The organism is Paenibacillus sp. A3M_27_13 (assembly GCF_024213315.1).
Classification (GTDB): Bacteria; Bacillota; Bacilli; order Paenibacillales; family Paenibacillaceae; genus Paenibacillus; species Paenibacillus polymyxa_B.
Genome location: NZ_JANAVE010000005.1, coordinates 273,018 through 298,476, shown reverse-complemented (window position 1 = coordinate 298,476; position 25,459 = coordinate 273,018). Strand labels below are relative to the sequence as shown.

Sequence of the window (25,459 nt, the reverse complement as noted above, 5' to 3'; positions counted from 1 at the left end):
AGCAAGCACTTCGCGAAGGCAAAGCATACGCAGACATTCGTTTGGAGCAGGAGAAGCAACTGAGTCGTGTTATCCTTGCTCATTCTTTACTGAATAAATGGGATAAGATTGGTGCATCGGTAATATCCCGATATGGTACACTGATGATATCCAGTGACACCTTAACCCGCATGGCCTCAGGCCAGCAAGATATTACATTGTCATTCCAGCAGGTGGATGTACAACGTGCACAGCAGATCCGTGATTGGGCTGAGCAACAATCCAGCCTGACGCTGATGGGTCCGGTTACAGACATCAAAGCTAATGTGACAGGGACCACGTCGATCATTCTACCACTGGATAACGAATCCTTAGGTGAGTTACACAATGCAGAGTCCCAGTTCTCCATTCTTGTTATTCATGAGAATGGCGAGCGTGAGATTCTAAAAGGGACTGCTGTAATGGATTCAAAAGGGATTTTGTCGGGTGTGAGTGTCAATACGACCGGGTTAGGTACCTTTGTCGTCGCCACAGACGCAAAGTCTCAAACCAATAATGCCAGTGTGCAAAATGACCAAATCAATTCGTCAGATTCGCAAGAGCTAGCTCAGGTATGGCCGGATGTACAAGGCCATTGGGCAGCGAAGTCCCTGCAATCTCTTGCAGACAAAGGCTGGATACAAGGCTATAAAGACGGCAACATACGCCCTGATCGTGCTGTAAGCCGTGCAGAATTTGTAGCCATACTGACCAGAGCATTGGGAACTGCTGGAGATGAGAACCCTTCTACCTCATTTACAGATATGCAGGGACACTGGGCTGGATCAGCCGTGGATTCTGCTCATCGTCAGGGATGGATTCAAGGGCTAACCGCTCAAACTTTCGGACCTGATGAGAGTCTTACCCGTGAGCAGGCGATGGTGATCCTGTCACACGCGATGCAGAATCAGATATCCATTTCCAGCACTACTGCACTGCAATCCTACAAGGATGAGCAGCAGATTTCAGCATGGGCCTCCGCAGCATTTCAAAATGCAGTATCCTCCGGTTGGATCAGCGGTTATCCAGATGGAACACTCAAGCCAAAAGCAGCCATCAGCAGAGGTGAGATGGCTGAACTGCTGGTACGTATTCTTAAATAAGACTTTTCAAGCTTCATACATCAGATGAGTATAAGCAAATACAACGCGGCCTCCAAGCTTTTCGGGGGCCGTATTTTTTTATGTATATTTTATGTACAAGCCTCCAACAATCATTTTTGCTTGTTTATTCACCCTTTTCGCTTCAGTAAATATATTATGAATATCTGCGAAGCGGGGCGATGAACCACCTATCACCTCTACAGTAGGAAGAATGATAAGGAGGAGATATTTGAGCATGAAACATAAAAAACCGTTCAGGTTCAGTGGTGCTTCAAAAAAAGACGAAGACTGTAAACCAACAAGAGTAAATAAAAGTATCGAGGCTCTTCTCAGACTGATTAATGAATTGACCGCGATCATCCCCGTCGTATTCGCAAACCCCTCTGCGGCTAATGTATCTTCCTTGCAACTGGTTTTAAGACGTTTGTTGTCTCTGGCGAAAAGCTTAAGACTTAGAGGCGGGGTTAAGGCAGACTTGCTGGCAGCGCTGGAGCTTGCTATTGTTGCGTTAGAAGCTACACCTTTCTCTCCGATCGGCGTAGGTACTGCACTGCAACAATTGCTGGATGCCCTATTGTCCATCGTTTTACAAGAATCCCTTGATCCTGCTCTTAAAGACAGCTTAATCAGCGCGATCAGAATCGCTGGAACGACGGTTAGCAACGTATTAGGTGAAACATACTTGTCAGGGGAGTCCGGTGCACAAGGACCTCCTGGACCTGTGGGACCCGGCGGTGCGCCTGGACCCGCAGGTGGACCAGGGCCACAAGGGCCTCCCGGACCTATCGGCGCCGCTGGACCTATCGGAGCACCCGGACCTGTTGGCCCTGCCGGGCCCGTGGGGCCTGCGGGGCCCATTGGAGCGGCTGGACCTGTTGGCGCCGCCGGGCCTATCGGGGCCGCTGGACCGGAAGGCCCGGCCGGACCTGTCGGCGCTACAGGTGCTGCGGGCCCTGCCGGGGGTGTGACAGGCGCCACGGGCGCTACGGGCGCGGATGGATTGGTCGGGCCAGCCGGGGCCATAGGGCCTGCTGGAGCCACGGGTGTTACGGGCGTTACAGGGATTACCGGAGCCACCGGCTCGGGAGCCATCATCCCGTTTGCTTCAGGAGGACCTGCTATACTGACAACTGTTCTTGGCGGAGTGGTAGGAACCACAAGTTTGATCGGCTTTGGGAGCTCAGCAACAGGTATTAGCCTCGTAGGCGGGGTCATAGACCTGACAGGTACACTTGTAGGACCTCTGATTAACTTTGCTTTTTCCGTACCACGGGATGGCGTAATTACATCTATTGCTGGTTACTTCAGTACAACAGCTGCATTAACTCTCGTGGGTTCAACTGCGACAATTACTGCCCAGCTGTTTAGTTCCCCAACACCTAATAACACTTTCACAGCAGTTCCGGGAGCTATCGTTATATTGGCCCCTCCACTGAATGGCATTGTTGCTTTGGGAACGACCTCTAGCGGCATTACTACTGGTTTGGCTATCCCCGTAACCGCACAGACTCGTCTGCTCCTTGTCTTCTCTGCCACAGCTACAGGTATTTCCCTCGTAAACACTATCGTAGGTTATGCAAGTGCAGGCGTCACCATTACCTGATCCAAAAAGAAAAAAGGGCCCAGCAGGATTGTTCCTGTCGAGCCCTTTTTATTTGTATTCCAACAGACGAACTAAACCGTTTCGAACGATATTTTTACTTCTTCTCCCTCTTCACAAACGGCGAACGTTTTAATTTGTCCGTGATCAGGCTCTTGAACGATGCCCGTCTGCAGATCAATTTTCCAGTCATATAAAGGATCATAGATATAATGACCAGATACTATAGCCTCTGTAAGAGGACCTCCTTTGGGATGAGGACTGCTATTTTCAACGGCATAAAGCTCATTCTCCGAAGTGCGGAAAACAGCAATTTCAGTACCTTTGATATGGATGGTACGCCCTATTCTGATCGGAAAATCCTTACTATGACCGACGACAAGCCATTCGGCATTTTTGATCATTTGCTTGATCGCTCCCTTCCTCAGGCATTTTAGATACAATTACACAATAGACGGGGTGACAACCTCGAATAAATTTTTGCGTGAATCCTCATCATTGATGATCTTTTTCCAAGGGTCTTCGACCTGTTGTAATGCAAATTCGATGCGTTCTACTAAAGCTTGTCGATGATCTGTATCATGAACGACAGCCTTCTGAATCTCCTCCAGACCGATCCGTTCCACCCACTCCGAAGTACGTTCCAGGTATTGTCCTGTTTCCCGGTAGAGTTGCATTACGCTTCCTACAATATCAATCAACTCGGCGTCGGTTTTTACTTTACAGAGTGAATCAGCCAACCGCGCTTTAATACCGCCATTACCACCGATAAAGATCTCCCAGCCCCCATCATTACCTACGATTCCGATATCTTTGGTACATGATTCCGCACAGTTGCGTGGACATCCATTAACCGCTAATTTGAATTTTGCCGGGAAATCCAGTCGTTCGAATTTCCGTTCCAACACTTCTCCCATTCCCATCGAGTCCTGTGTGCCAAACCGGCAAAATTGTGATCCAACACAGGTTTTAACTGTACGAAGTGACTTCGCGTAGGCATATCCCGACGGCATATCGAGTTCTTCCCATACTTTAGGCAGATCCTCTTTACGGACACCGATCAAATCCAGCCGCTGTCCTCCTGTTACTTTAACGACCTTAACGTTGTATTTAAGAGAAACATCTGCTATCTTCTTCAAATCTTCTGGGGTCGTTACACCACCGTACATTCTAGGAACAACTGTAAACGTTCCATCCTTTTGAATGTTCGCGTGCAATCGCTCATTTACAAAACGGGAATCTCCCTCATTTTCATAGGTATCCGGGTTAATCATTCCCAGATAGTAATTCAGCGCTGGCCGACATTTGGAGCATCCTTCATCATTATGCCAACCCAGTACATTCATAACTTCACGCGTTGTTGTCAGCCCTTTGGTTTTGATCGCTTCCACAATCTCGTCCCGACTCAAAGTTGTGCAGCCACATATTCCTTGCTTGGCTGACGTCTTGAAGCTGTCTCCAAGAACGTACTGCAGAATTTGCTCTACAACCGGCTTACACCCTCCACAGGAACGCGTTGCTCCGGTACATGCCTTAATTTCATCGACTGTGGTCAGTCCATTATCATTAATCGCATCCACAATCGTCTTTTTGGTTACACCGTTACAGCCACAGACAATTTCATCATCAGCCATCGTTTCAGCGGATAATGATTTCGCCCCGTCCTTGCTGCATCCAGTACCCATGATCTGTCCATATATCTCATCTGTCATCAACGTTTGCTGACGCACATATTTTTGAAGGCTAGCAGATTCGCTCACATCGCCAAACAGTACAGTTCCAACAATCTTATTTTCACGAAGCAGCACTTTTTTGTATGTGCGCTTCCACTCATCCTTTGCCACAATCACCGTATGTTCAGGCTGGGTTATGAATTCGCCAGCTGAGAAAACATCCACTCCTGAAATTTTGAGCTTGGTGGAAACCACCGATCCCATATAACCTTCAGTATCCGCACCTGCCAAATGTTTGGCAATTACACTCCCCTGTTCAAACAGCGGAGCTACCAAGCCGTAACAGGTTCCGCGGTGTTCAACACATTCCCCTACAGCATATACATCCGGCACGGAGGTTCTCATCAAATCATCGACTACAATACCACGGTTCGTTTCCATACCACTTTGCACAGCCACCTGAATATTAGGTTTGATCCCGACGGCCATAACGACCAAATCCGCTTCCAGCTCGCTTCCGTCTGAAAACCGCAGTCCTTGTACCCGATCTTGACCGTACACCTCCGCAGTTTGCATTTGCATAGCAAACTTGATTCCCTGGCGTTCTAGTTCTGTTTTCAGCATCGCAGAGGCTTCCCGGTCCAGCTGGCGTTCCATCAAATCCTCCATTAAATGAACGACCGTAACATCCATACCCAGGTTGACCAAGCCTTTAGCTGCTTCCAGCCCCAATAGGCCTCCACCAATGACAGCTGCCTTTTTAAAGGTCTTTGCTGCCTCAAGCATTGCCGAGCAATCGGCGATATCTCGGAAACCGATGACACCCGGTAATTCTTTACCCGGAATAGGCAGAATAAATGATTGTGAACCAGTAGCTACCAAAGCTACATCATAATCAATTTCCAGTCCGTCTTCGGTGCGAATCTTCTTGTTCTCACCGTCAATGCTTTTCACCATTTTTCCTGTATATAAAGTAATCCCTTGATCCGCGTACCATTGCAAATCGTTCAGTATGATATCATCAATCGTTTTACTACCTTCCAACACATAAGAGAGCATGATCCTGTTATAGTTCGGATGCGGCTCATTTCCCAGGACCGTAATTTCATACTTATCCGTTAATTTCAAAATTTGTTCGACCGTATTGATACCAGCCATCCCGTTCCCTATAACCACAAGTTTTTGTTTACTGTTTATCATATACCGGTTCCTCCATTCATTCGACGATGCTTCCTATCCGACGACATCTCCTACGTTCCTATGAATATTGCTTATGCTTCTATTTTAATGCAGCAGATAGAGCTATATGTGATTAGAATCACAATGTAGTTCAAATTAAAAATATTTAGGGATTTCCCTATTCTGCTTCAAGGGATAAAGGTAAGCAGCTGAAATTGAGTTAAAAAAAAGGACCAGCTAGCTGGTCCCTTAGTTTAATTTATGAATGATGGACTTTGACTCAAATGGGAGAAATATTCAGCAACTTCCCGTGCAGCCCGGGATGGACGCCAGCCGCGATTTTTTCCATCTGTGTACTATGAACCATAAGAAATTTATTTTTCTTAGTCAGCAGTAGGTTCCCCCGGCTACCTTCTCCCGCTTCAAGTGGCATATTCGTTCCTGCCGGAAGGATCACAATCGTCAAATATCCTTCACTGTCAACTTTACAGGGAGCATAATGAAGTGTCGTTGAATATATCTCGACAACCGTGTTTTTAGGCTGAAAAAACACCTGAACATTTGCACTGTCATAGGAATTGTCCTCAATGTCCTGTACTCTGCCGACAAGATGAATACAGTCTGTAGCGGCAATCACCACCTCGCTGCCCTGATGATATTCCAGCCCGGTCAGACCCGTATTCTGACCTGCGCAAAAACCAGCCTGAATTGGAAGTTGGCCGTACACCTCATCTTGAATCCGGTGAATTACACCGAAGTCTTCGAGTTCTGCGACCGAAGGTACATAATGGTTTCCCTGATCGGGTACGCTGGTCGTTTCTTTTGCATACTTGATAAGCTCTGTGGTATTAAAATGAGGCAGCAGCCTTCCATACGGGCGGAATGCTTCGCTCATTACCTCATAAATAACCAAAGGTGCATTGATTTGATTTAGTCTTTCCGTAGTCTTCATAGCTTGACCTCCAGCAATGAATCTCCTGTGTACACTCGGTTATTTCCCAGCACCTTAACGTCAGAGTATTCGGCTGTATTCGTCACAATAATCGGTGTAGTCATGTCATAGCCCAGAGCTTTAATTGCTCCAATATCAAACTCGACCAGCAGTTGACCTTTGGTAACCCGATCCCCTTCTGAGATATGCGTTTTAAAATGCTGTCCTTTCAACTTGACGGTGTCCATACCGATGTGAACCAAGATCTCCGTTCCTCCATCCGATACAATACCAATCGCATGGCCTGTACGGAAGGCATTAGCTATAGTTCCGTTGAATGGAGAGAGCAGTTTGCCATCCTCAGGCACAATAGCAACGCCTTTACCCATGGCTCCAGTAGAGAACACTTCATCAGATATCTCGGATAACGGTTTGACAGTACCCGTCAGCGGGCTGGAAATATTCTCGTTCGTTAGCGCAGGAGCTGGGGTTTCAGCTTCTTTCTTCTCTTCATGGACTGCAATCATTTCTGTTTCCATGGAATCATTAAATCCAAAGAAATACGTAGTAATGGCTGTGAATATATAAGCTACTATAATGGCAATTACAAATCCGGCAAATCCTGTGCCGAAGAATATCGGCAGGGATGCCAAGCCCGGTATACCTGGAGCAATCGCCACGGAACCCGCCGCACCTGTGATTGCCCCGGCGATAGCGCCCCCGATAATAGCCCATACGAACGGTTTTTTGTAGCGGATACTAATCCCGTAGATGATCGGTTCCGTGATGCCAAACAAACCTGTTATCGCTGCAGGCCCGGCAATCGCTCTCACTTTTGGATTTCTGGTTTTAAGGAATACACCCAGTGCCGCACCTGCTTGTGCAAAGTTAGAAGGCGCAAATAATGGTTTCAAAGTATCATGACCGTATACCGCAATGTTATTGTACATGATAGGAATAAACGCCCAGTGCAGCCCCATAACAACTAACATCTGCCACCCGGCACCTACAATGACTCCCGCTACAATCGGATTCAAATTGTATAAGAAGGTGTAGCCCTTAGCCATTCCCAAGCTGGCATATATTCCAATCGGTCCAACCGCGATCAGAGTCAAGGGAACAATGACCATTAGACAGATAAGTGGCGTTATAAAATTTTTCACGCTATCATGAATTACTCTATTCAGGAATTTCTCCAGAATCGATAGCAACCAAATCGCGATAATCACTGGAATAACCGAAGAAGTATAACTCATAAGAACAACTGGAATATTGAAGAACGTAATATCCACTTTATCGTTATACAAAGTAATAATATTCGGGTATACCAGAGCTCCCGCTACTGCAAGCGCTACAAACGTATTCGCTCCAAACTTTCTCGAAGAAGTGACTGCAATCGCTAGCGGCAGGAAATAAAAGATACTATCTGCGGCAGCGAACCAGATCGAATAGACACCACCTGTTTTGGTGAGCCATCCTAACGAGACAAGCATTAATAAAAGCCCTTTCAAAATACCGGAAGCTGCCAGCGCCCCCAAAAATGGTGTGAAAATACCGGAAATAATATCCACCGTTTTGTTGAACCAGTTGCCTTCAGGAGCAGCGGATGCATTCGATTTGTCGTCATCTCCAAGGCTACTGATCTTTAAAATGTCTTTATATACGTCCCCTACCGTATTTCCAATGACCACTTGATATTGTCCACCGTTTTCAACAACTGTAATAACCCCGGGAATATTTTGTGTTTGGTTCTTGTCGGCCTGATCCCTGCTATTTAATTTAAATCTTAACCGAGTGGCACAATGCACCAAGCTAGAGACATTTCCTTCTCCGCCAACGGACGCTAAAATGTCTTTTGCCAGTTTTTCATTGGACATACTGCTCGCTCCTTTAATCCTCATTTGGCATTTTTCTATAAAAGTAAACGTTTACATGGATGGTGGTAATTCAAAGACTCTACGCGCACTCCAAGGAGTACGAAAAGAATATAGAGTCTCTGAATTACACGGGGTCAATCGTTACCGGCTTCTTCCTACCATTCTCTTGATTGTATGTCTGCGTCCTTTAATGGACAGCGCAAGCTGGTATACGTTCTCAGGAAGAGGTGTTCCTGCATAACCACCATCTCCAATGGCATGAATATCCGCGCCCGTCTGTTTCATCATGAGTGCGATCCAGGCAATCGTTTGAACATCTGCCCCTTCAACTGAGCTGTTCAGGAAAGAAAGAGCAAGCGTTCCGGGTTTATATGAATGGACAAATTCTACACATTGTCTGACGTGCTCCACTGTAATACCATGTCTGGAGCCAGGTGCAGGCAACGTAATAACGTCAGCACCAGAATCGATCAAGTCCTTAATAATTTCATTGGAAGGTCTCTCGCTCAGTGGATCCCCCAATACTTTCTCAATGGTTCCGTCTTCCCATTTTCCGGCGCAGATCAGGATTTTGTCTCCCAGTGTTTCTTTTGCCAGCTTGGTAGCCTCAATGATCCGTTCAAAGGTTGTACCTGCGGAAGGATTTCCTCCCAATACGATAAAGTCAGCTCCAATCTCTAAGGCACGCAGGAAGTTCTCTCTGGAAGCGATTCTTCCTTCTTTGGCCTCCACATATTGTTCTCCCGCAACCTGAGCATCCGGGCTTGGACACTCAAAATAAATACCGAGCGGAACACCGGCCCATTCCTTGATTTGCTTCAGGCTATACGGCTTATCAGCCAGCTTGCCATGCTTCATTTCACGCAATCCGATATTGGATTCTTCTTTGACCATATCAAAGCCATTCAGCATAACCATATCTGCGCCGTAAGCTGCTTGGATCTCCGCATTGGTAACGCCATCGACCAGGCCGGAATTCAGCATCACATGATGCTGTCCCATAATGACGCGCCCTTCAGAAGCCAGAATGGATTCTTTTAGATCTGCTGCGCTAAATTTCAAAATATCCGTTTTCGTGCTTGCGATTAATCTTTTTGCCAATGTAATCTCCTCCAAGTCATTTATGTTTTAAGTGGTCGTTCGTCAGCACAAATGCTGTTCCTCGATGTCGGATATCATCTTGATGCGGTCGCCATGGCGTCCTCCTTCAAACTCAGCCTCAAGCCATGATTTCACTATCATTTTCGCCAATTCGCTTCCGACGACACGTGCACCGAATGCAAGAACATTTGTATTGTTGTGCTGCTTGGACAACTGTGCAGAATAAGGCTCGCTGCATACTACAGCCCGAATTCCCTTGACTTTGTTGGCCGAGATGGATATTCCCACGCCTGTGCCGCAAATCAGAATGCCTGCGTCAGCCTGCTTTCCGACCACAGCCTCTGCAACGAGCTTTCCATACTTCGGATAGTCGGTTCTTTCTGAAGTTTGCGGTCCATAGTCCATGACCTCATGACCCAGTTCATTAAGATAAGTTGAAATCGTCGTTTTAAGCTCTACAGCCACATGGTCGCTACCGATGGCAATTTTCATGGCTTTATTCCTCCCCGAATTAGATATTTTTTAATCTGTTAATGATGGTTTTGTAAGATTCTTCTTTACCAAACAAAGTGGATGTCCCCAGTACGAATCCTTCAACCCCGTAGTGTGCCAATTCGTTGATCTTCTCTTCGGAGATAGCCCCATCAACCACGATTGTATAATTCAATCCCTTTTCGCGTTTAAAAGCTTGCAGCGCTTTAATCTTGTCGTTCACGAAGGGTAAATATTTTTGCCCTGCAAAACCCGGATTTACGGTCATGACCAACACATAGTCAACCATGCCAAGTAAAGGTTCTACTGCAGCAATGGCTGTCCCCGGATTAAGAGCGATTCCCGCTTTTACCCCGCTTCCAACAATTCGGTCAATGGTGCGCGTCGGGTGCATATCGGCCTCCGGGTGAAAATAAATGATGTCTGCACCCTTATCGGCAAATAAATCAATATAGGCGGAAGGGTTGTCTATCATCAGATGTACATCCATTGTTTTTTGGGTTTGTTTACGGATAAACTCCAAATCCTGAAGCCCCATTCCGAAATTAGGGACAAATCTACCATCCATAATATCAATATGATAAATATCCACATTGGCTTCTTCCAGCGCGTTTACTTCATGTTCCAAGGAGCTGAAATTAGCGCACATCATGGAAGGACATAATAGCATACTCATTCATAATCACCCTTCTTCTAAAATAGAGTAAACGATTACTCAAACGACATAATCTGTTTTCGATTTTCCAAAAAGCAGCAGTTGATCTTTATGCCCTTTGGTATTGAATAAATCAGTAGAGAAAACGTTTACCCATTGAAAAAAATAACAACAGTTCATGGCTCGAACTCCATCACTTGTTGGTTTCTCACACATCATATGGATTCTGAACTCTCTTGGGTAAACGATTACATTTAACATAATTAAAGTTATCATTTTCTGATATTGTTGTCAAACCATTTTTTTGTTGGATATTAAACGGGAAAGTTTACAGCATAATAGAGCACAGCTCGACCATCTTACTCTGGAGAGGTAAAACAGTACCTATGCTCACCTCTCCCTTGGCTAATGCAAGATGATATCTGACCACGAAACTAGGTGGTACTGCGTTGTATCAATCGTACTGGGATGGAATAATGCTGCTCTTGTTCCATCTTGTCTCCACTCAGCATACGAAGCAGCATACTGGAAGCTTTATCTGCAAGTGTTTCTTTATCCTGTTCAATTGTGGTCAATGGTGGATTACAATATTGGGAAATTGTGTCATTATCAAAACCCACTATCTTGACTTCACCGGGGACCTGTACTCCGAATTTCTGTAACGCCAGTAATCCGCCCAAAGCCAACCAGTCATTAGTTGCAAAAATACCGTCAAACCGCAGTCCTTTTTCCAAGACATGTTTAATAGCAGCCTGTGCGGTCTCCAGAGTAGGCCCATCATTGCGAACTGCAACCAAGTGGTCCTCGGATGGATGCAGTCCATGCTTTTGCAGAGCATCTTTATACCCGTACAGACGCTCATTAACAGAGGATAGATTGTTTTGCTTGGTCAACAGCAAAATTTCCTTGCAGCCTTTGTTAATCAGCTCCTCTGTCGCCAAAAATCCACCCTCATAATGATTGGACTCAATAAAAGCTACGTTCGTATTAATCTTTGGTCGTCGGTCAATACATACAATCGGAATGGGACGTTTAAGCAATTCCGCAGAAAGCTCCTCCTGACCCGAAATGCAGATCAGACCATCTACCATTTTTCCATCCAAAGTTTTCAAATATTCTCGTTCCTTCTCCGCATCTTTAGCAGTATTACATATAATGGTAGAATATCCTTGTTTAAAAAAGAAGCTTTCCACTTTTTGTACAATGACTGAAAAAAATTCATTATTAATATCCGGCACCAAAACGCCAATCGTCTGTGATTTACTCATCCGCAGGCTTTTGGCGATGCTGTTAGTCTCATATTGGTACTTTTGGATTACTTCAACAACCTTCTGCCGTGTTTCCTCAGAGAAGCGACCATTCTCGTTAATCACACGGGAAACCGTAGCTACAGAAACTCCACTTAACCTGGCAATATCCTTTATGGACACTTGATTTTTTTTCATATTATTTCCCTCAAATAATTATATTGAGTAAACGTTTTCCTGATTGGAGATTAACATAATCCTAATATGGGTGTCAACTGACACACTAGCATAGAAAGAGTTTTCCGCCAAAATACGAAGAGACCACAAGTCAACATACCATTTAATGAGTAAATACAACCTTTATAAGGAATACTTTAGGAACAACTTGTATCTTAAGGAAAAATGAATTAATCGTATGGAGGTGATCATCATGTGGTCTAAAATAATTTCTTATATTCCAAGCTGGAGTACACTCTTTCAAGCAGGCCTCGCGTTGATTATTCCTTTAGGGATTTATTATATAAACACCTCGATTTATTCGTTTGTTGGCAGTAAGGGAGCGAAATCCAAGCATTCTTCTGGTCGTTCTCTCTCCGATGAAAATAACGAAGGGCACATTGATCAACAGCATGAACCAAGCTCCAAAATTTCAGGGAATTACGATTCCGATTTAAATTCGATCCGAGAGGCTATAGGCGAAAATAGTGATGTGCATTTTCGTGAGTTTGTAGTAAAGAAATATCATGCACGGTCCGTTTTAGTCTTCATAGATGGTATGCAGGATGAAAAGCTAATGAGCAAGCAGGTATTGGAGGTCTTGATGTTTGACGGCCAGCAGGCCCCACAGGAACAGCAGGAAAGTATAAATAGCTCTTTTATAAAAGAAAGCTTGATGCCGCTTACGCAAATTAGTGAAGTTGCTGATATGGAGGACCTGCAGGAGTCTATACTTTTAGGGCATACTGCCTTATTAATTGAAGGAATGAAGGGAGCACTGCTGGTAGGCTCGCCTAATGGCGCCATTCGCTCCGTCAATGAACCAACCTCTGAAGCATTACTTCGGGGTCCCAGGATCGGTTTTACGGAGGTATTAAGTGAAAATACTTCGATGCTTCGACGCCAAGGCATAAACAAAAGTCTGGAAATGAAGAAATTCCAAGTGGGAAGCCGAATCAAAAAAGATCTGGTTGTCGCGTACATCAAGGATATTGTGAATCCGGATCTCCTCGAAGAAGTAAACAGCAGAATTTCAAAAATAGACATGGACTTTTTAGCTGAATCCGGTTATGTGGAGCAACTTATTGAAGACAATTATTTAAGTCCGTTCCAGCAGGCTCACAACACTGAGCGCCCCGACCGTGTCATAAGTGCTTTGTTGGAAGGAAGAGTAGCGATTCTGCTGGATGGTACTCCCTTTGCACTTATTGTTCCGGTGACCTTCAGTATGCTACTCCAATCTCCCGAGGACTATTATGAGCGCTGGATTCCAGGGACACTTTTACGCGTGTTACGATTTTGCGGAGCTTTTATAGCGCTTATGGGTCCTGCTTTATATATCTCTTTCATATCGTTTCATCCCGGTTTGATTCCAACCAAGCTGATTATTAGCATCATCGAGACCCGTCAAGGCGTTCCTTTTCCATCTGTCATAGAAGTTATGATTCTGGAAATCTCTATCGAAATCCTGCGGGAAGCCGGCATACGATTGCCCAAACCTATCGGTCCTGCCATGGGCATTGTGGGAGGCTTAGTCATCGGCGATGCTGCTGTCAATGCGGGCATTGTTAGCCCGTTCCTGGTGATTGTGGTTTCGGTTACTGCCATCTCTTCGTTTTCGATACCGACATATAGTGCGGGCATTACCTTGCGTCTTTTGCGTTTCGTTGGCATGCTATTTGCAGCAATCCTGGGCATGTTTGGAACCGTATTGTTCTTTCTGTTAATTTGTATCCATCTGACGAAATTAAAAAGCTTTGGCGTACCGTATGTGACTCCCTTCTCCCCTATGCGTCCAAGCGACTGGAAGGATGTGTACATTCGAGCCCCTATATCTCTGATGAAACGAAGACCCGTTATGATGAAAACTCAGCAAAGCAAGCGCAAATCATAGCACCCGGAGGAAGGAGGAAGGATTGTGTTTAGACGTTCTGATGATAAGATTACATCCAAACAGGCGGCAGTATTCCTGACCAATACGGTATTGGGCGCAGGGATTTTGACACTGCCAAGAGGTGTAACTGAAACGGTAAAGACTCCGGATGCATGGCTCTCTGTCCTGCTTGGCGGATGTATTGTCATATTAGTGGTGTTGCTCATGGTAAAATTAAGCCAACAATTTCCCGGAAACACTGTGTATCAATACTCCAGGAGAATCGTCGGTATCATTCCAGGAGGATTTTTAAGTCTATTATTAATCATATACTTTATCATCATCGCTGGCTTTGAGATTCGTGTTTTAGCTGAAGTGACGATTTATTTTTTGCTTGAAGGGACACCCATATGGGCGATTGTGATTCCATTCATCTGGGTGGGAAGTTATCTGGTTTTTGGAGGTATTAATCCCATTGCGCGGTTATACCAGATTGTACTCCCGATCAGTCTCTTCTTTTTACTCATCTGTTTTGTCCTTAGCCTAAGGATCTTTGAAATTGACCATCTTCGTCCTGTATTGAGTAACGGTATTCTTCCAGTAGTTAAGGGGCTAAAGTCGACTGTCCTTGTTTTCACTGGATGTGAAGTCGTCATGACACTGGTCGCTTTCTTGCAGTACCCTGAAAAAGCCATAAAGGCCATGGTAGTGGGAATCAGCATCCCTTGGGTATTATACTTTTTGACAGTAGTTATGGTAGTCGGCGGGTTATCGGTGGACTCTACTATGACAAGTACCTGGCCCACCATTAATTTAATGCGCAGCTTTGAAATCTCCGGATTTCTTTTTGAACGTCTTGAGTTTCCGTTGCTGGTAATCTGGATGATGCAAATGTTTTGTAATTTCTGCAGTTTTTTCTTCAATGCATCCTTAGGTGTCTCACAGGTATTTGGCCTTAAATATCGTTATGCGATTTTCGGCTTAATCCCAATTATCTTTATCTCCACAATGACTCCTGTTCGTATGATGGAAGTGTTTAGCCTAGGCGATGCGATCGGATACATGGGAATCATTTTATTTTTTCTGGTCCCGGTACTTCTCTCCATCGTTTTCATGATCAGGAAGAAGGGAATGAAGCAAAATGTATAGGCAACAAATCCTATCTTTGCTGCTTGCCTTCATTCTCCTGGTAACTCAAGCCGGTTGCTGGAGCAGCAGAGAAATAGAAGAACTAAGCATGTATACAGGACTGGCTCTGGATAAGGGTGAGCCCAGCACAGTGGAAAAGGACCTGGAAAAGGAAGGCAGCCGTTACTTCAAGAAAAATAAAATTACTGCCACTGTGCAAATCGTCCCCAAAAAGACTTTTGGAAACACGGCAAAACAAGGTGGTGGACAAGGGCCAAACTATATTAATATAGCTGCCACCGGGGATTCTTTACTTGAAATCTTCCGGCAATTATCCCTCCGTCTGGATCGCCCGATTATTGGTCACCATCTAAAGGTCATGGTGGTTTCCACCAAATTGGCAGAACAACAGACGATGCAGCAATTGATGGATTTTGTGCTTCGTGATAATGATATTCGTCCGAGTTGTTTTGTTTTCTTAAGTAAGGAACGTGCAGCTGATACCTTAGTTACCAAATATAAGGACGAGGTCCCATCCATTCATATTCTGTATATGCTTCGTAATCATTTCAGAACCAGCAAGGTGATGAGGGGAGTCAATTTGTCTGAATTGGATGGGTTGATGCACTCCAAAAAAAGCTATATATTGCAAAACATTTCTGAATCCGATGGGGAATTAGAATTTTCGGGTGCTGGTGTTATTAAAGGAGACACCGGTCACTGGATCGGTAGTTTGGGACAACAAGACGTAGAGAGCATTGCATGGATTAAAGGTGATGTTGAGGGCGGAGCTGTCAAAACGTATGACAAGCGGAATGAAGCTATAACTTATGAGATCAAATCGGTAAAAAGCAAAATAACAGCGAAGGTGACCGAGGGTAACGATATCTCGTTTCACGTAAAAATTGAATCCAAAGGACGTTTAATCGAAAACTGGGATGAGAAAGTGAACCCGACAGAGACACGAAACATGAAAGAGGCTGAGAAAGAATTTGAAAAAGAAGTGACTAGAAGGATTAAGTCTCTTATGCACAAATTACAATCAGAATATAAAGTCGATGTCGCCAGTTTTGGCGAACGTTTAAATATTGAGCAGCCTCAAGTGTGGAAAAAAGTAAAGGATGATTGGGATTACAAATTCAGCAAAATACCCGTAACCTTCGATATAAAATTATCTATTACGGATTTAGGCTCATCTGCCGAATGAAAGAGTCGAATTGGCCTTATATAAAAGCCAATTCGACTTAAGATTCGCGGTTGTCTTCATAACCATCCAACACTGCAACGGTCGCTCCTGAATTTCCAGAAGCGGCTACACGCTTAATTCAAATTGATTTTAAATCCATCCCCTGCATGGCCACCTAAAACGATCAAGCCACCTTTGGGCAGTACAACCGAATTGTTATTGCTAGCAGTTGAAAATTGTACAACCGCTCCGTTTTCATCATAGACAGCGAAGCCTCCGCTTTTTGGAAAATCAACGGTCATCGTTTTATTGGCTGAGTTTTTATCTATTTTATACCATGTGGCTTGGCCATTAGATGGTATGGTGTACACTGATTTTCCTCCCAAGATAGGTTTAACAGCATCTTCACTGATATAGGATTGTCCATCTATGGTTAAATACTCCGAACCATCCTTGGTATAAAAATTCAGATCAAATGCATCTCTTCCACTCATAACAGGAATCTCAACGGCATTTACTGCTTTATTCTCATCCACAATTTTAGTACCACTTGCGTATCCATCATGATCAACGGATATTTTTTTTGTTATAAATGAGGGGGCCAGATAAAATATGGAAGATATCTTTTCATCCAAAGCATAATAATTTTTCCCGTTTCTATTTTCCCATGCCTTTTTAACTGTAGTATTTAGAGGATTGGCATCAAGCTTTTGATATTCATAAATCACCATAACCATTTGGCCTAATCCCGGAAAGTTTAAATAAATGTTAGCCTTAATATACGTTTTCCCGTTTTTTTGTTTGTCAAAGCTTACGGCTACACTGCCATCACTGCTTTTGAATTGTCCATCACCTGTATACACATATTTTTGCGCCGGGACGAATCCATCCAAAAAAGCAGGTAAATCAAACTCACCGTTTTTAATCTCTACATTGATGGTTGTACCCACAGAACCGTATAATCCCGAATAAGAAAGTAAATCAGATGGCATTTCCACTTTTACAGGAGCCTCAAATGTTTTATCCGGTATGATGTCTTTAATGATGCCCTTATCTTTTAAAACTTCCAATAAAACGTTAGAAGCAAAAATACTATCTAAGATGGAAGACCCTCCAGATGAAAGCACAGCCATAGAAATTTGATGCTCTGGTATGGTGATCAAAGTAGAGTGATACAAAACAGTATCCCCACCCTTGGATAGCGCAGTTATTCCGTAATCACTAAACGGTGCCAACTGAACCGCATCCCAGCCAAGCCCATAATTAAAGCTGTTTGTCTCCTCAGGTACCCATATTCCTTTTCGATATTCATGACTTTGCATGGACTTCGCCGATTGTGCAGATAAAATATCGGGTCTGTTCCCCATTAATACTTCTGAAAACATAGCCACCTCTTCTGCGGTAGAGTATAAGCCCCCTGTCCCGATGACATTGGCATTTTCAACGGGTAAGGCCCCCTCAATCGCAGGAAAATAAGTTTTGGACAGCTTTTGTCTGTCAAACTGATCGAGTGGTGTTTTCGTAGAGTTCAAACCCAAAGGGGCACTAATATGCTTTGCCAGAAATTCGGTATAACTTAGACCACTCACCCGTTCAACCAATATTTCAAGCAATTGAAAACTATCATTACTATATACAGAATATTCGCCGGGGTTGGATTTTAAAGTTTCTGATCGTAATCTCAGCAATAGCTCATCATGATTTTCTGTATCATTGTCATTAAATAACATACTATTTTTATAGTGGGCACCGTAAAGACCCGACGAATGATTTAACAGCATACGCGGTGTAATTTGTTTGTATCTTTCATCAGCCATTGTAAAGTCCTTAATGTATGTTGTTAGCGGCTGATCAATATCTACCTTATGGGCATCCACCAGCATCATCGTTGCAGCAGATACATACATTTTGCTTGTAGAGCCTATACCGAACATCGTATCCTTGGTGATTGGCTCGTTGGTTGCTTTATTCTTTACACCCACGCTATCCGATAATACGATGTTTCCATGGTCCCTAATGGCATACTGCACACCGCTAGCACCGTATTTGGATACCAGCTCCGAGGCCAGATTGCGAGCCTTTTCCTTAATAAGTTCAGGATTGTCTTGAGCAAAAGCATTCGTCATCGGCAGTACAAAAAGCATAGCCGAAATGAACACAGCTATTATTTTCTTCATTCCATATTTCCTCCTCTTATGGGTTCCCAGATTATTACTGGACTGATCATACTATGAACGAGGATTCTATATAAAAAAGTCATCCTGAAACGAAAAAAACAATCCCTAAACAGCAAGATGTCTAAGAATTGTCCTTATAAAATGGCAATAAAACCATATTATCGAATACTTTATTTTTTGTTTCAATGGTCATATTCCCACCGTATTTGTCACATATTCTGGATATATTGGTCAAGCCAATGCCATGTACATCCGGGTTTGATTTTTGACTATGCAAATGAGCCACTTCATTCTCCACATGATTAAGGATGTGAATGAAAAGCGCGGACTCATTGGAATGTATTTTAATAAGAATGTACCTATCATCCGCAATCTTGATCTTTTTAGATGCTTCTATGGCATTATCCAGCATATTGCCCAGAGCGACACACAAGTCATAACGTTCAATATTTACTTTTTGTGAATACAAGTTAAGCTGAGTATCTACCTTGATGCCATTGGCCTGAGCAATATTAAGACTATTTGTGACAAGAGCATCTATAACCAGATTACCGGTATTAACCCTTTGATAGGCTCCTTCGATTTTATTTAATGTAACCTTAATATGTTCACTCGCCTCAGCCAATTCATTTCTCTTGATACATTCTTCAATATACAAAAACTGTTGGTGTGTATCATGAATGATTCTTTTCATATTTTTGAAGCTGTAAACCGTTTTTTCGTAGTTAGCATCTTGGTAGTCCATCTGATGTTGTAATTGAGCATTTTCATGCATTAATTGAAATTTTTCAATGATATTATCGAAAATATATATGATAAAAACATTTAAAAAAATAAAGCTAATAATAGAACCAAAATAATACATATTCTTTTCACTATAAACAGATAAAACATTGACCTGGTATAAACTTATGATGGGAACGATTAAAAATAAAATATAGTAACGATGCTGCAAAGGGAAGGTTCTGCGTTTGGCAAATAGCCGTATAATCTGAATGACAGCAAACATGATAATGCAGCTGAGTAACATAACCTTAGAGGATATCAAGTGATCTTGCCCACCCAAATGGCTAAAGTTGCTAATTTTAACGGAGCCTACAGCATATAAAATATAAAGAGATATAAAATTAACGATGGTTATCAATACAGCATAAAGGATAGAAAAAATGATCTTTGTCTTTATTTCCACTGTATACGAGTGCGCTAAACTAAATATGACAAGTAATGCCAAAATCGAGGATAGCGTAGGAGACAGATAAACACTTAAATATAAGATGTTCAGCAACCCGAAAATAATGAAATATATGAATCTATTTGGCTTTCGATTGGACTTATCAAAAACGGAGTTAAAGTAAAAATTCACTTGAAAGCACATCACCAGTACAACACATAGGTTAAGAAGCAGGTAGCTATATTCCATCATATTAATGCATCTTCATGATCATAAATTTGGTATATAGATCTTTAACTTCTTTTATTTTAGAACGCCCAATAGGTAACTTCACATCATTTGACATCAAAACATCACCGCCAGCAAATTTTTTCACATGAATTAAGTTTATAATAATCGAACGATGAATTTGTAGAAAATTATGTTCTTTTAATGCTGAAGCATAGTCCGAAAGAATCCCTTTGCTATCATAGGTTTGAGTAGAGGTTACAAAATGCAGTTTGTTTTTTATGGTTAAGCTTTTGGCCACTTCAATACTAATGATATCATCATATTTTAAAAGCACTTCCTCATAAGCTGACTTGATGATAACGAATTTTTTATCGAGAGATTGAAAATATTGACACAGCTTTATCATTTTTTCCTCAAAGATATGGGGAGCAATCGGTTTTATTAAATACTGAAATGTGACTACGTCAAAACTTTCCACCATATATTCAGGGTAGCTCGTTAAAAAAACAATCTGTTCATCCAGGTGATTTAAATTCCTTATTTTTTGGGCGGTTTGAATTCCGTTTATGCCATTCATTTCAACATCCAATATTAAGATATGGAATGGAGATTCATGGTTTTGATAATGAGATACCAGCTGTTCTCCTGAGTCGAATAATTCAACTTTAAATTCTATATTGGTCTTTATCGACAAAGTGATCAGCATATTTTTAACAAGTTCTCTGTGCTTGTGCTCATCATCGCAGATAGCCACTCTATACATAAATAACATACACCTCATTCCCATTGCATTGATCATGGAATTGTATTCTAAACAGTATATAACCTTTTAATATTCTATAAACAGCTTTTGGATAAAACGCAAATTCAAATCCCTCAAATGCCAGTATACAAGCTGCTCAGCAGTTGCATCCAAGGCAAAAAAGAAACCCTCGTCTTCAAAAGACGGGGTTTCTTAACTGTTTTATTGATCGTTATTAAAAAAATCAGTTCTTTTCTCTTCACCGTGGGAACGTCTGGCAAAGTCGACAAATTGGAATTTGTCCAGCCGATGCCTTGACTCGGTATACTGGAACAAGGTGGTGTCCTCCAGATAAACATAGTTACGTACTACGACCACATGAGTGTAGTTCTGAAGGTCCATCAGCTTATGATCTTCTTCGTCTGCATTTTCTACGGAAACCACTTTTTTGGCATAACTGATTTGAAGATGGAGTTCTCCCTCCAAATATTCGTAGATGGACCCACGACTAATTTCCTCGGTAAGCACAGGTACAATGTCTGATCGAAAGTAATCTTTATCCAGTATGACGCATTCACCCTCAATCTCACGCGCACGAATAACTTTCCAGACCAAATACTTGTCTTTGTTAATCTCAAGATGATTGGCTATGTCATCTGGAACTGGAATTAAATGATTTTCATGTACAATTGTTCGTGATGTACGCCCAATCCGTTCAGACATTTCCTTGAAACTGACCAAGCCTCCTATAGGGAAATCCATCCGTCCAATATCCAGAACAAAAGATCCTTTAGCTTTTATTTTATGGATATACCCATTTTGTGCAAGCAAGTGAAGTGCCTTACGTACGGTTTCGCGAGAAGTGTTATACTCTCGGGCCAGTTCATTTTCAGATGGCATTTTCGTGCCTGGAGCCAATTCGCCTGTCTGGATTCGTCCCGAGTACTCCTGATAAATTTGCAAAAATATATTCTTTGTCAATTTTCATCACCACGTTCATTGTAGCATCCTTTCACTTCCTGTTCACTAAAATAGGCTGTACGATGAATCTGACTTAATTCGTATTGTCTGATGAAGAATTCAAATGAATTCTCATTAAGGTATACTGCAAATCTTCTGCCTCACCTGGCAGTTCCTCAACCGATTCAATCATGCTCTGACCATCCGGGACAATGACTGGTGTAATAATGGGGTATCCCGATTTCTGAATCAGCTCACGGTCAAATTCCATCAATAGTTGTCCTTGCTTTACGGTTTGACCTGTCTCCACATGCATGGTGAATCCTTCCCCCTTCAGGGACACCGTGTTAATTCCCACATGTACCAGAATCTGTACACCTGTCGGATGCTCTAAGATCAAGGCATGCTTGCTTTTCACCATGATGTGAATGACTTGCCCACTGAAAGGGGCAAGAATTTTGCCATCCTTCGGTTCCACTGCTATACCTTGACCCATCTGCCGTTCGGCAAAAGCCGGGTCAGGAACTTGTTCTAACGGTACAACACGTCCTCGTACGGGAGTCCTCACTTCAAGCACATCTAGTGCGGTATTTTGCGGAAGCGAGTCTTTCCTTACGGAATCATTGGCTGGTGCAGCCTGACGGCGCTTAGTTAACAACTTGCCATACATTAAAGTTAAAGCAAACGGCACAATTAACACGATCGCCATCCCGATGAAGAATACACCCCAGTTGTTTGGGAAAATAGACAAGAAGCCTGGAATCCCGCCCACACCAATGGAAGAAGCCATCACATGATTTACGGTGAGCAATATACCTGCAATACCGGAACCGATCATTGCGAATACAAACGGATATTTATATCGGATATTCACTCCGAATATGGCAGGCTCGGTTACACCCAGAAATGCAGACACTGAAGAGGTAAGAGCCAATCCTTTTCCCTTTTGCTCCTTCAATACCAGCATCATTGCCAGTGCTCCGGCACCCTGAGCGATATTGGACAGCGCCAGCATCGGCCAAAGGAATGTCCCACCTTGCGTACCAATTAATTGCACGTCCACCGCCAGGAAAGTATGGTGCATTCCCGTAATCACGAGCAAGGAGTACAAGCCTCCATAAATCAGGCCTCCCAGCGCAGGAGCCAAATCGAAAACGTATACAAGACCAGACGTAATGGCATTACCAATCATAAAAGTAACCGGACCGATCACTGTAAAAGCCAGAAATCCCGTTATTAATAATGTAATCGGTGCTACGAGTAACAGCTTAAATGAATCCGCTATCTTCTTATTTAGGAATTTCTCAATGTGGGCGAGCACGTAAGCGGATACTAAAACGGGTAAAACCTGTCCTTGATAACCAATCTTGTTCACTTCCCACCCAAACAAATTCCAAACCGGAACGGTGCCCTTTGTAACCGCATCCGCATAACCGTATGCACTTAGCAGATCCGGATGAACCAGAATCAGACCCAGTACGATCCCGAGTAAAGGACTGCCGCCAAACCTGACAACGGCCGACCATCCAATTAAGGCAGGTAGAAATGTAAATGCGGTGCTGGCAATGGTGTTAATGATAGCAGCAAAGTCGGTCCATTGAGGATAGACCTGAACCAAAGCCATTCCTTCGAAGAAGATTCCCTTACCAGTCAAAATATTATTTATTCCAAGCAATAAGCCTGCAGTCACGATTGCGGGCAAGATGGGGATAAAAATATCTGCCAGCGTCTTGATGGCACGCTGAATTGGATTTTGTTTTTTGCTTGCCGCATTTTTGACATCGTCTTTAGAAGCCCGACTACCTCCTGTAATGGAGATCATTTCGTCATATACCTTATCCACCAGACCTGGGCCAATCACGACCTGATACTGTCCTTGTGAAGAGAATTGGCCTTTGACCAGATCATTTTGTTCAAGTGCATCTTTATCAACCAGCTTATCATCATAAAGGGCAAATCGCAGACGAGTTACGCAATGCGTAGAGGCCTCTATGTTGTCTTTGCCACCAACGGCTTTTATAATGTCTTCTACCTGTGATCTTTCAATCGCCATTTAGCCCACTCCCTTAACGTTTGCTCATTTTAAAGCAGCAACCCCGGTTGTAAAAAGTAGCGTACCCGGGGTGCTACCTGATGTCTCCATACTATTCACTAAGGCTACGAACAATCCACATATAGGAAGCATATGGGGTCAAAGAGATTACTTCTTTTAGCTCCGGGGCGTGCTGAGTATTACCAATTAAGAGCTCAGCCGCATCCAACGCTTGATTTTCTAATGATGAATAAAATGAATCCGGTATACGGAATTGCGTATTCTGTCCGCTAAAATTGGAGATGACGATCAAAGTCTCCTCTTCATTGTTGCGTTGATAGGCATAGACCTGAGGATGAGCTTCGTCCAGGCGTAGATAATTCCCATCGGTAATGACTTGCACCGTCTTACGCAGATGAATTAGCTTACGGTAATGGTGATAGATAGAGTTCGGGTCCTCTAACTGAGCCTGAACATTAATCTGTGGATATCGTTCATCTACCTTAATCCAGGGAGTACCTGAAGTGAAGCCCGCATTGCGAGTGCCATCCCACTGCATCGGTGTTCTCGAATTATCACGAGACCGCTCTCGAATGATATTCAATGCTTCTTCTGCACTTTTGCCTTGCTCCTGTAAGATACGATACATATTCAGAGATTCAACATCCCGAAACTCTTCAATGTCTGCCCACTGCGGGTTGGCCATCCCAATCTCTTCACCCTGAAATATATAAGGCGTTCCTTGAAGACCATGTAGCGTGGTTGCCAGCAGCTTGGCGCTTTCCGCATGATATTCGCCATCATCCAAAAAGCGAGAGATTGCCCTTGGCTGATCATGATTATTAAAAAACAATGCACTCCAGCCACCACCCTGTTGCATGCCCGTTTGCCAATCCGAGAATAGCTTTTTCAGCATTTCAAAATCATATGGCATGAGTTCCCACTTCTGTCCATTTGGGTAATCCACCTTCAAATGATGAAAATTAAAGGTCATGGACAATTCTTTTCTCTCTGGATTGGAATAACGGATACAGTGATCCAGTGAGGTGGAGGACATCTCACCCACAGTGACGCTATTCTGTTTGGCAAATACTTTCTCATGTAACTCATGGATGTATTCATGCACATGTGGACCGTCCGTATAATACTTACGTCCGTCGCCAGGAGCCGTGCTTCTATCATCGTCCGAGAATTGCTGATCCTTGGAAATCAAATTAATGACATCCAGTCGGAAACCACTAACTCCCTTCTCAGCCCAAAATTCCAGCAGATTGACAACTTCTTGACGGACTTTGGGATTTTCCCAGTTTAGATCCGCCTGAGTCTTATCAAACAGTGTCAGGAAATATTGGCCTGTTGCCTCGTCATATTGCCAAGCTGGTCCACCAAATTTGGAAACCCAATTGTTTGGAGGTCCACCATCGGGTGCTGGATCACGCCAGATATAGTAGTCCCTATACTCACTATCCTTAGAAAGCCGTGCCTCCTGGAACCAGGCATGTTCTGTGGAAGAATGGTTAACCACGATGTCGATCATTAGGTACATCCCACGCGCCCGGATTCCCTCGCTCAATTCTTCAAAATCCTGCATTGTTCCATAATCGGGATTAATCTGGCAATAATCGGCTACATCATACCCGTTATCACGTTGTGGTGAGACATATACAGGCTGCAACCAGACAATATCCACACCCAGTTTTTTTAAATAATCCAGCTTTTGCGTCAGTCCTCTTATATCACCGGTTCCTTTGCCCGTTGTATCGTTAAAACTTTTGGGATAAACCTGATAGACCACTGATTTGCGCCACCAGTCCTTATCTTGAGGAATTAAAGTCTTGTTCATTGCTTCCATTCATGCTCATTCCTT

General features: G+C 43.3%; 19 protein-coding genes. 5 read left to right on the top strand and 14 right to left on the bottom strand.

Annotation, left to right across the window (positions count from 1 at the left end; genetic code table 11):
• Both NLX82_RS19325 and NLX82_RS19320 read left to right on the top strand, forming a co-directional pair.
• Nucleotides 1–1,121 (top strand): S-layer homology domain-containing protein (locus NLX82_RS19325; protein ID WP_254348778.1); only part of this gene is annotated, 1,121 nt, incomplete at its 5' end.
• 235 nt (nucleotides 1,122–1,356) lie between these two features.
• Nucleotides 1,357–2,724 (top strand): exosporium glycoprotein BclB-related protein, encoded by a 1,368-nt coding sequence (locus NLX82_RS19320; RefSeq protein WP_254348777.1) that lies wholly within the window; start codon nucleotides 1,357–1,359, stop codon nucleotides 2,722–2,724.
• Nucleotides 2,725–2,795: 71 nt separating this feature from the next.
• Here NLX82_RS19320 and nirD read toward each other — a convergent pair whose 3' ends face one another.
• The 8 genes from nirD to NLX82_RS19280 form a co-directional block, all read right to left on the bottom strand.
• Nucleotides 2,796–3,125 (bottom strand): nitrite reductase small subunit NirD, encoded by a 330-nt coding sequence (gene nirD, locus NLX82_RS19315; RefSeq protein ID WP_023986899.1) that lies wholly within the window; start codon nucleotides 3,123–3,125, stop codon nucleotides 2,796–2,798.
• Between the two features lie 39 nt (nucleotides 3,126–3,164).
• Complete coding sequence (gene nirB, locus NLX82_RS19310) at nucleotides 3,165–5,594, bottom strand: nitrite reductase large subunit NirB (protein ID WP_023986898.1); 2,430 nt, start codon at nucleotides 5,592–5,594, stop codon at nucleotides 3,165–3,167.
• A 259-nt stretch (nucleotides 5,595–5,853) separates the two neighbouring features.
• The gene (locus NLX82_RS19305; RefSeq protein ID WP_023986897.1) at nucleotides 5,854–6,525 is read right to left on the bottom strand and encodes a DUF4867 family protein; all 672 of its coding nucleotides are present in this window, start codon (nucleotides 6,523–6,525) and stop codon (nucleotides 5,854–5,856) included.
• A complete protein-coding gene (locus tag NLX82_RS19300) occupies nucleotides 6,522–8,381 on the bottom strand; it encodes a beta-glucoside-specific PTS transporter subunit IIABC (protein ID WP_254348776.1) in 1,860 nt (619 codons plus the stop codon). Before NLX82_RS19300 ends, NLX82_RS19305 begins: the two co-directional genes overlap by 4 nt.
• Nucleotides 8,382–8,522: 141 nt before the next feature.
• Nucleotides 8,523–9,482, bottom strand: coding sequence for a DUF7916 family protein (locus tag NLX82_RS19295; RefSeq protein ID WP_081326412.1), 960 nt, complete (start codon nucleotides 9,480–9,482; stop codon nucleotides 8,523–8,525).
• Nucleotides 9,483–9,524: 42 nt separating this feature from the next.
• Nucleotides 9,525–9,974 carry a ribose 5-phosphate isomerase B gene (rpiB, locus tag NLX82_RS19290; protein WP_023986894.1) on the bottom strand — a complete coding sequence of 150 codons (450 nt, stop codon included), beginning with the start codon at nucleotides 9,972–9,974 and terminating at the stop codon, nucleotides 9,525–9,527.
• A gap of 19 nt (nucleotides 9,975–9,993) precedes the next feature.
• Nucleotides 9,994–10,650, bottom strand: a complete 657-nt coding sequence (gene rpe, locus NLX82_RS19285) for a ribulose-phosphate 3-epimerase (RefSeq protein ID WP_069079782.1) — start codon at nucleotides 10,648–10,650, stop codon at nucleotides 9,994–9,996.
• A 413-nt stretch (nucleotides 10,651–11,063) separates the two neighbouring features.
• The gene (locus NLX82_RS19280) at nucleotides 11,064–12,074 is read right to left on the bottom strand and encodes a LacI family DNA-binding transcriptional regulator (protein ID WP_028541072.1); all 1,011 of its coding nucleotides are present in this window, start codon (nucleotides 12,072–12,074) and stop codon (nucleotides 11,064–11,066) included.
• Nucleotides 12,075–12,306: 232 nt separating this feature from the next.
• Between NLX82_RS19280 and NLX82_RS19275 the strand changes: the two genes are divergently transcribed.
• From NLX82_RS19275 to NLX82_RS19265, 3 genes are read left to right on the top strand one after another with little or no spacing between them, the layout of a single operon-like run.
• On the top strand, nucleotides 12,307–13,986 hold the full coding sequence (locus NLX82_RS19275) for a spore germination protein (protein ID WP_076160528.1): 1,680 nt from the start codon (nucleotides 12,307–12,309) through the stop codon (nucleotides 13,984–13,986).
• Nucleotides 13,987–14,010: 24 nt separating this feature from the next.
• Nucleotides 14,011–15,114, top strand: coding sequence for a GerAB/ArcD/ProY family transporter (locus NLX82_RS19270; RefSeq protein WP_028541074.1), 1,104 nt, complete (start codon nucleotides 14,011–14,013; stop codon nucleotides 15,112–15,114).
• Complete coding sequence (locus NLX82_RS19265; protein WP_023986889.1) at nucleotides 15,107–16,300, top strand: Ger(x)C family spore germination protein; 1,194 nt, start codon at nucleotides 15,107–15,109, stop codon at nucleotides 16,298–16,300. The genes NLX82_RS19270 and NLX82_RS19265 overlap by 8 nt, the downstream gene beginning before the upstream one ends.
• A gap of 113 nt (nucleotides 16,301–16,413) precedes the next feature.
• On the opposite strand, the gene NLX82_RS19260 is transcribed toward NLX82_RS19265, so the two are convergent.
• The 6 genes from NLX82_RS19260 to treC form a co-directional block, all read right to left on the bottom strand.
• Nucleotides 16,414–18,456: a serine hydrolase domain-containing protein gene (locus tag NLX82_RS19260; RefSeq protein WP_254348775.1), complete on the bottom strand. Its 2,043-nt coding sequence runs from the start codon at nucleotides 18,454–18,456 to the stop codon at nucleotides 16,414–16,416.
• Between the two features lie 121 nt (nucleotides 18,457–18,577).
• Nucleotides 18,578–19,879, bottom strand: a complete 1,302-nt coding sequence (locus NLX82_RS19255) for an ATP-binding protein (RefSeq protein ID WP_053324586.1) — start codon at nucleotides 19,877–19,879, stop codon at nucleotides 18,578–18,580.
• Between the two features lies 1 nt (nucleotide 19,880).
• Nucleotides 19,881–20,621, bottom strand: coding sequence for a LytR/AlgR family response regulator transcription factor (locus tag NLX82_RS19250; protein WP_069079786.1), 741 nt, complete (start codon nucleotides 20,619–20,621; stop codon nucleotides 19,881–19,883).
• Nucleotides 20,622–20,822: 201 nt separating this feature from the next.
• Nucleotides 20,823–21,581 carry a trehalose operon repressor gene (gene treR / locus NLX82_RS19245; protein ID WP_069079787.1) on the bottom strand — a complete coding sequence of 253 codons (759 nt, stop codon included), beginning with the start codon at nucleotides 21,579–21,581 and terminating at the stop codon, nucleotides 20,823–20,825.
• A gap of 73 nt (nucleotides 21,582–21,654) precedes the next feature.
• Nucleotides 21,655–23,613, bottom strand: a complete 1,959-nt coding sequence (gene treP, locus NLX82_RS19240) for a PTS system trehalose-specific EIIBC component (protein WP_069079788.1) — start codon at nucleotides 23,611–23,613, stop codon at nucleotides 21,655–21,657.
• A 91-nt stretch (nucleotides 23,614–23,704) separates the two neighbouring features.
• Nucleotides 23,705–25,444: an alpha,alpha-phosphotrehalase gene (gene treC, locus NLX82_RS19235; protein WP_069079789.1), complete on the bottom strand. Its 1,740-nt coding sequence runs from the start codon at nucleotides 25,442–25,444 to the stop codon at nucleotides 23,705–23,707.
• Nucleotides 25,445–25,459: the final 15 nt, after the last annotated feature.

Coding starts and splice junctions, on each gene's coding strand:
- NLX82_RS19305 (WP_023986897.1), bottom strand. CDS start 6,525: ATGAAGACTACGGAAAGACTAAATCAAATCAATGCACCTTTGGTTATT.
- treP (WP_069079788.1), bottom strand. CDS start 23,613: ATGGCGATTGAAAGATCACAGGTAGAAGACATTATAAAAGCCGTTGGT.
- NLX82_RS19275 (WP_076160528.1), top strand. CDS start 12,307: ATGTGGTCTAAAATAATTTCTTATATTCCAAGCTGGAGTACACTCTTT.
- NLX82_RS19255 (WP_053324586.1), bottom strand. CDS start 19,879: ATGATGGAATATAGCTACCTGCTTCTTAACCTATGTGTTGTACTGGTG.
- nirB (WP_023986898.1), bottom strand. CDS start 5,594: ATGATAAACAGTAAACAAAAACTTGTGGTTATAGGGAACGGGATGGCT.
- NLX82_RS19250 (WP_069079786.1), bottom strand. CDS start 20,621: ATGTATAGAGTGGCTATCTGCGATGATGAGCACAAGCACAGAGAACTT.
- treC (WP_069079789.1), bottom strand. CDS start 25,444: ATGGAAGCAATGAACAAGACTTTAATTCCTCAAGATAAGGACTGGTGG.
- NLX82_RS19265 (WP_023986889.1), top strand. CDS start 15,107: ATGTATAGGCAACAAATCCTATCTTTGCTGCTTGCCTTCATTCTCCTG.
- rpe (WP_069079782.1), bottom strand. CDS start 10,650: ATGAGTATGCTATTATGTCCTTCCATGATGTGCGCTAATTTCAGCTCC.
- NLX82_RS19300 (WP_254348776.1), bottom strand. CDS start 8,381: ATGTCCAATGAAAAACTGGCAAAAGACATTTTAGCGTCCGTTGGCGGA.
- NLX82_RS19260 (WP_254348775.1), bottom strand. CDS start 18,456: ATGAAGAAAATAATAGCTGTGTTCATTTCGGCTATGCTTTTTGTACTG.
- rpiB (WP_023986894.1), bottom strand. CDS start 9,974: ATGAAAATTGCCATCGGTAGCGACCATGTGGCTGTAGAGCTTAAAACG.
- NLX82_RS19280 (WP_028541072.1), bottom strand. CDS start 12,074: ATGAAAAAAAATCAAGTGTCCATAAAGGATATTGCCAGGTTAAGTGGA.
- nirD (WP_023986899.1), bottom strand. CDS start 3,125: ATGATCAAAAATGCCGAATGGCTTGTCGTCGGTCATAGTAAGGATTTT.
- NLX82_RS19320 (WP_254348777.1), top strand. CDS start 1,357: ATGAAACATAAAAAACCGTTCAGGTTCAGTGGTGCTTCAAAAAAAGAC.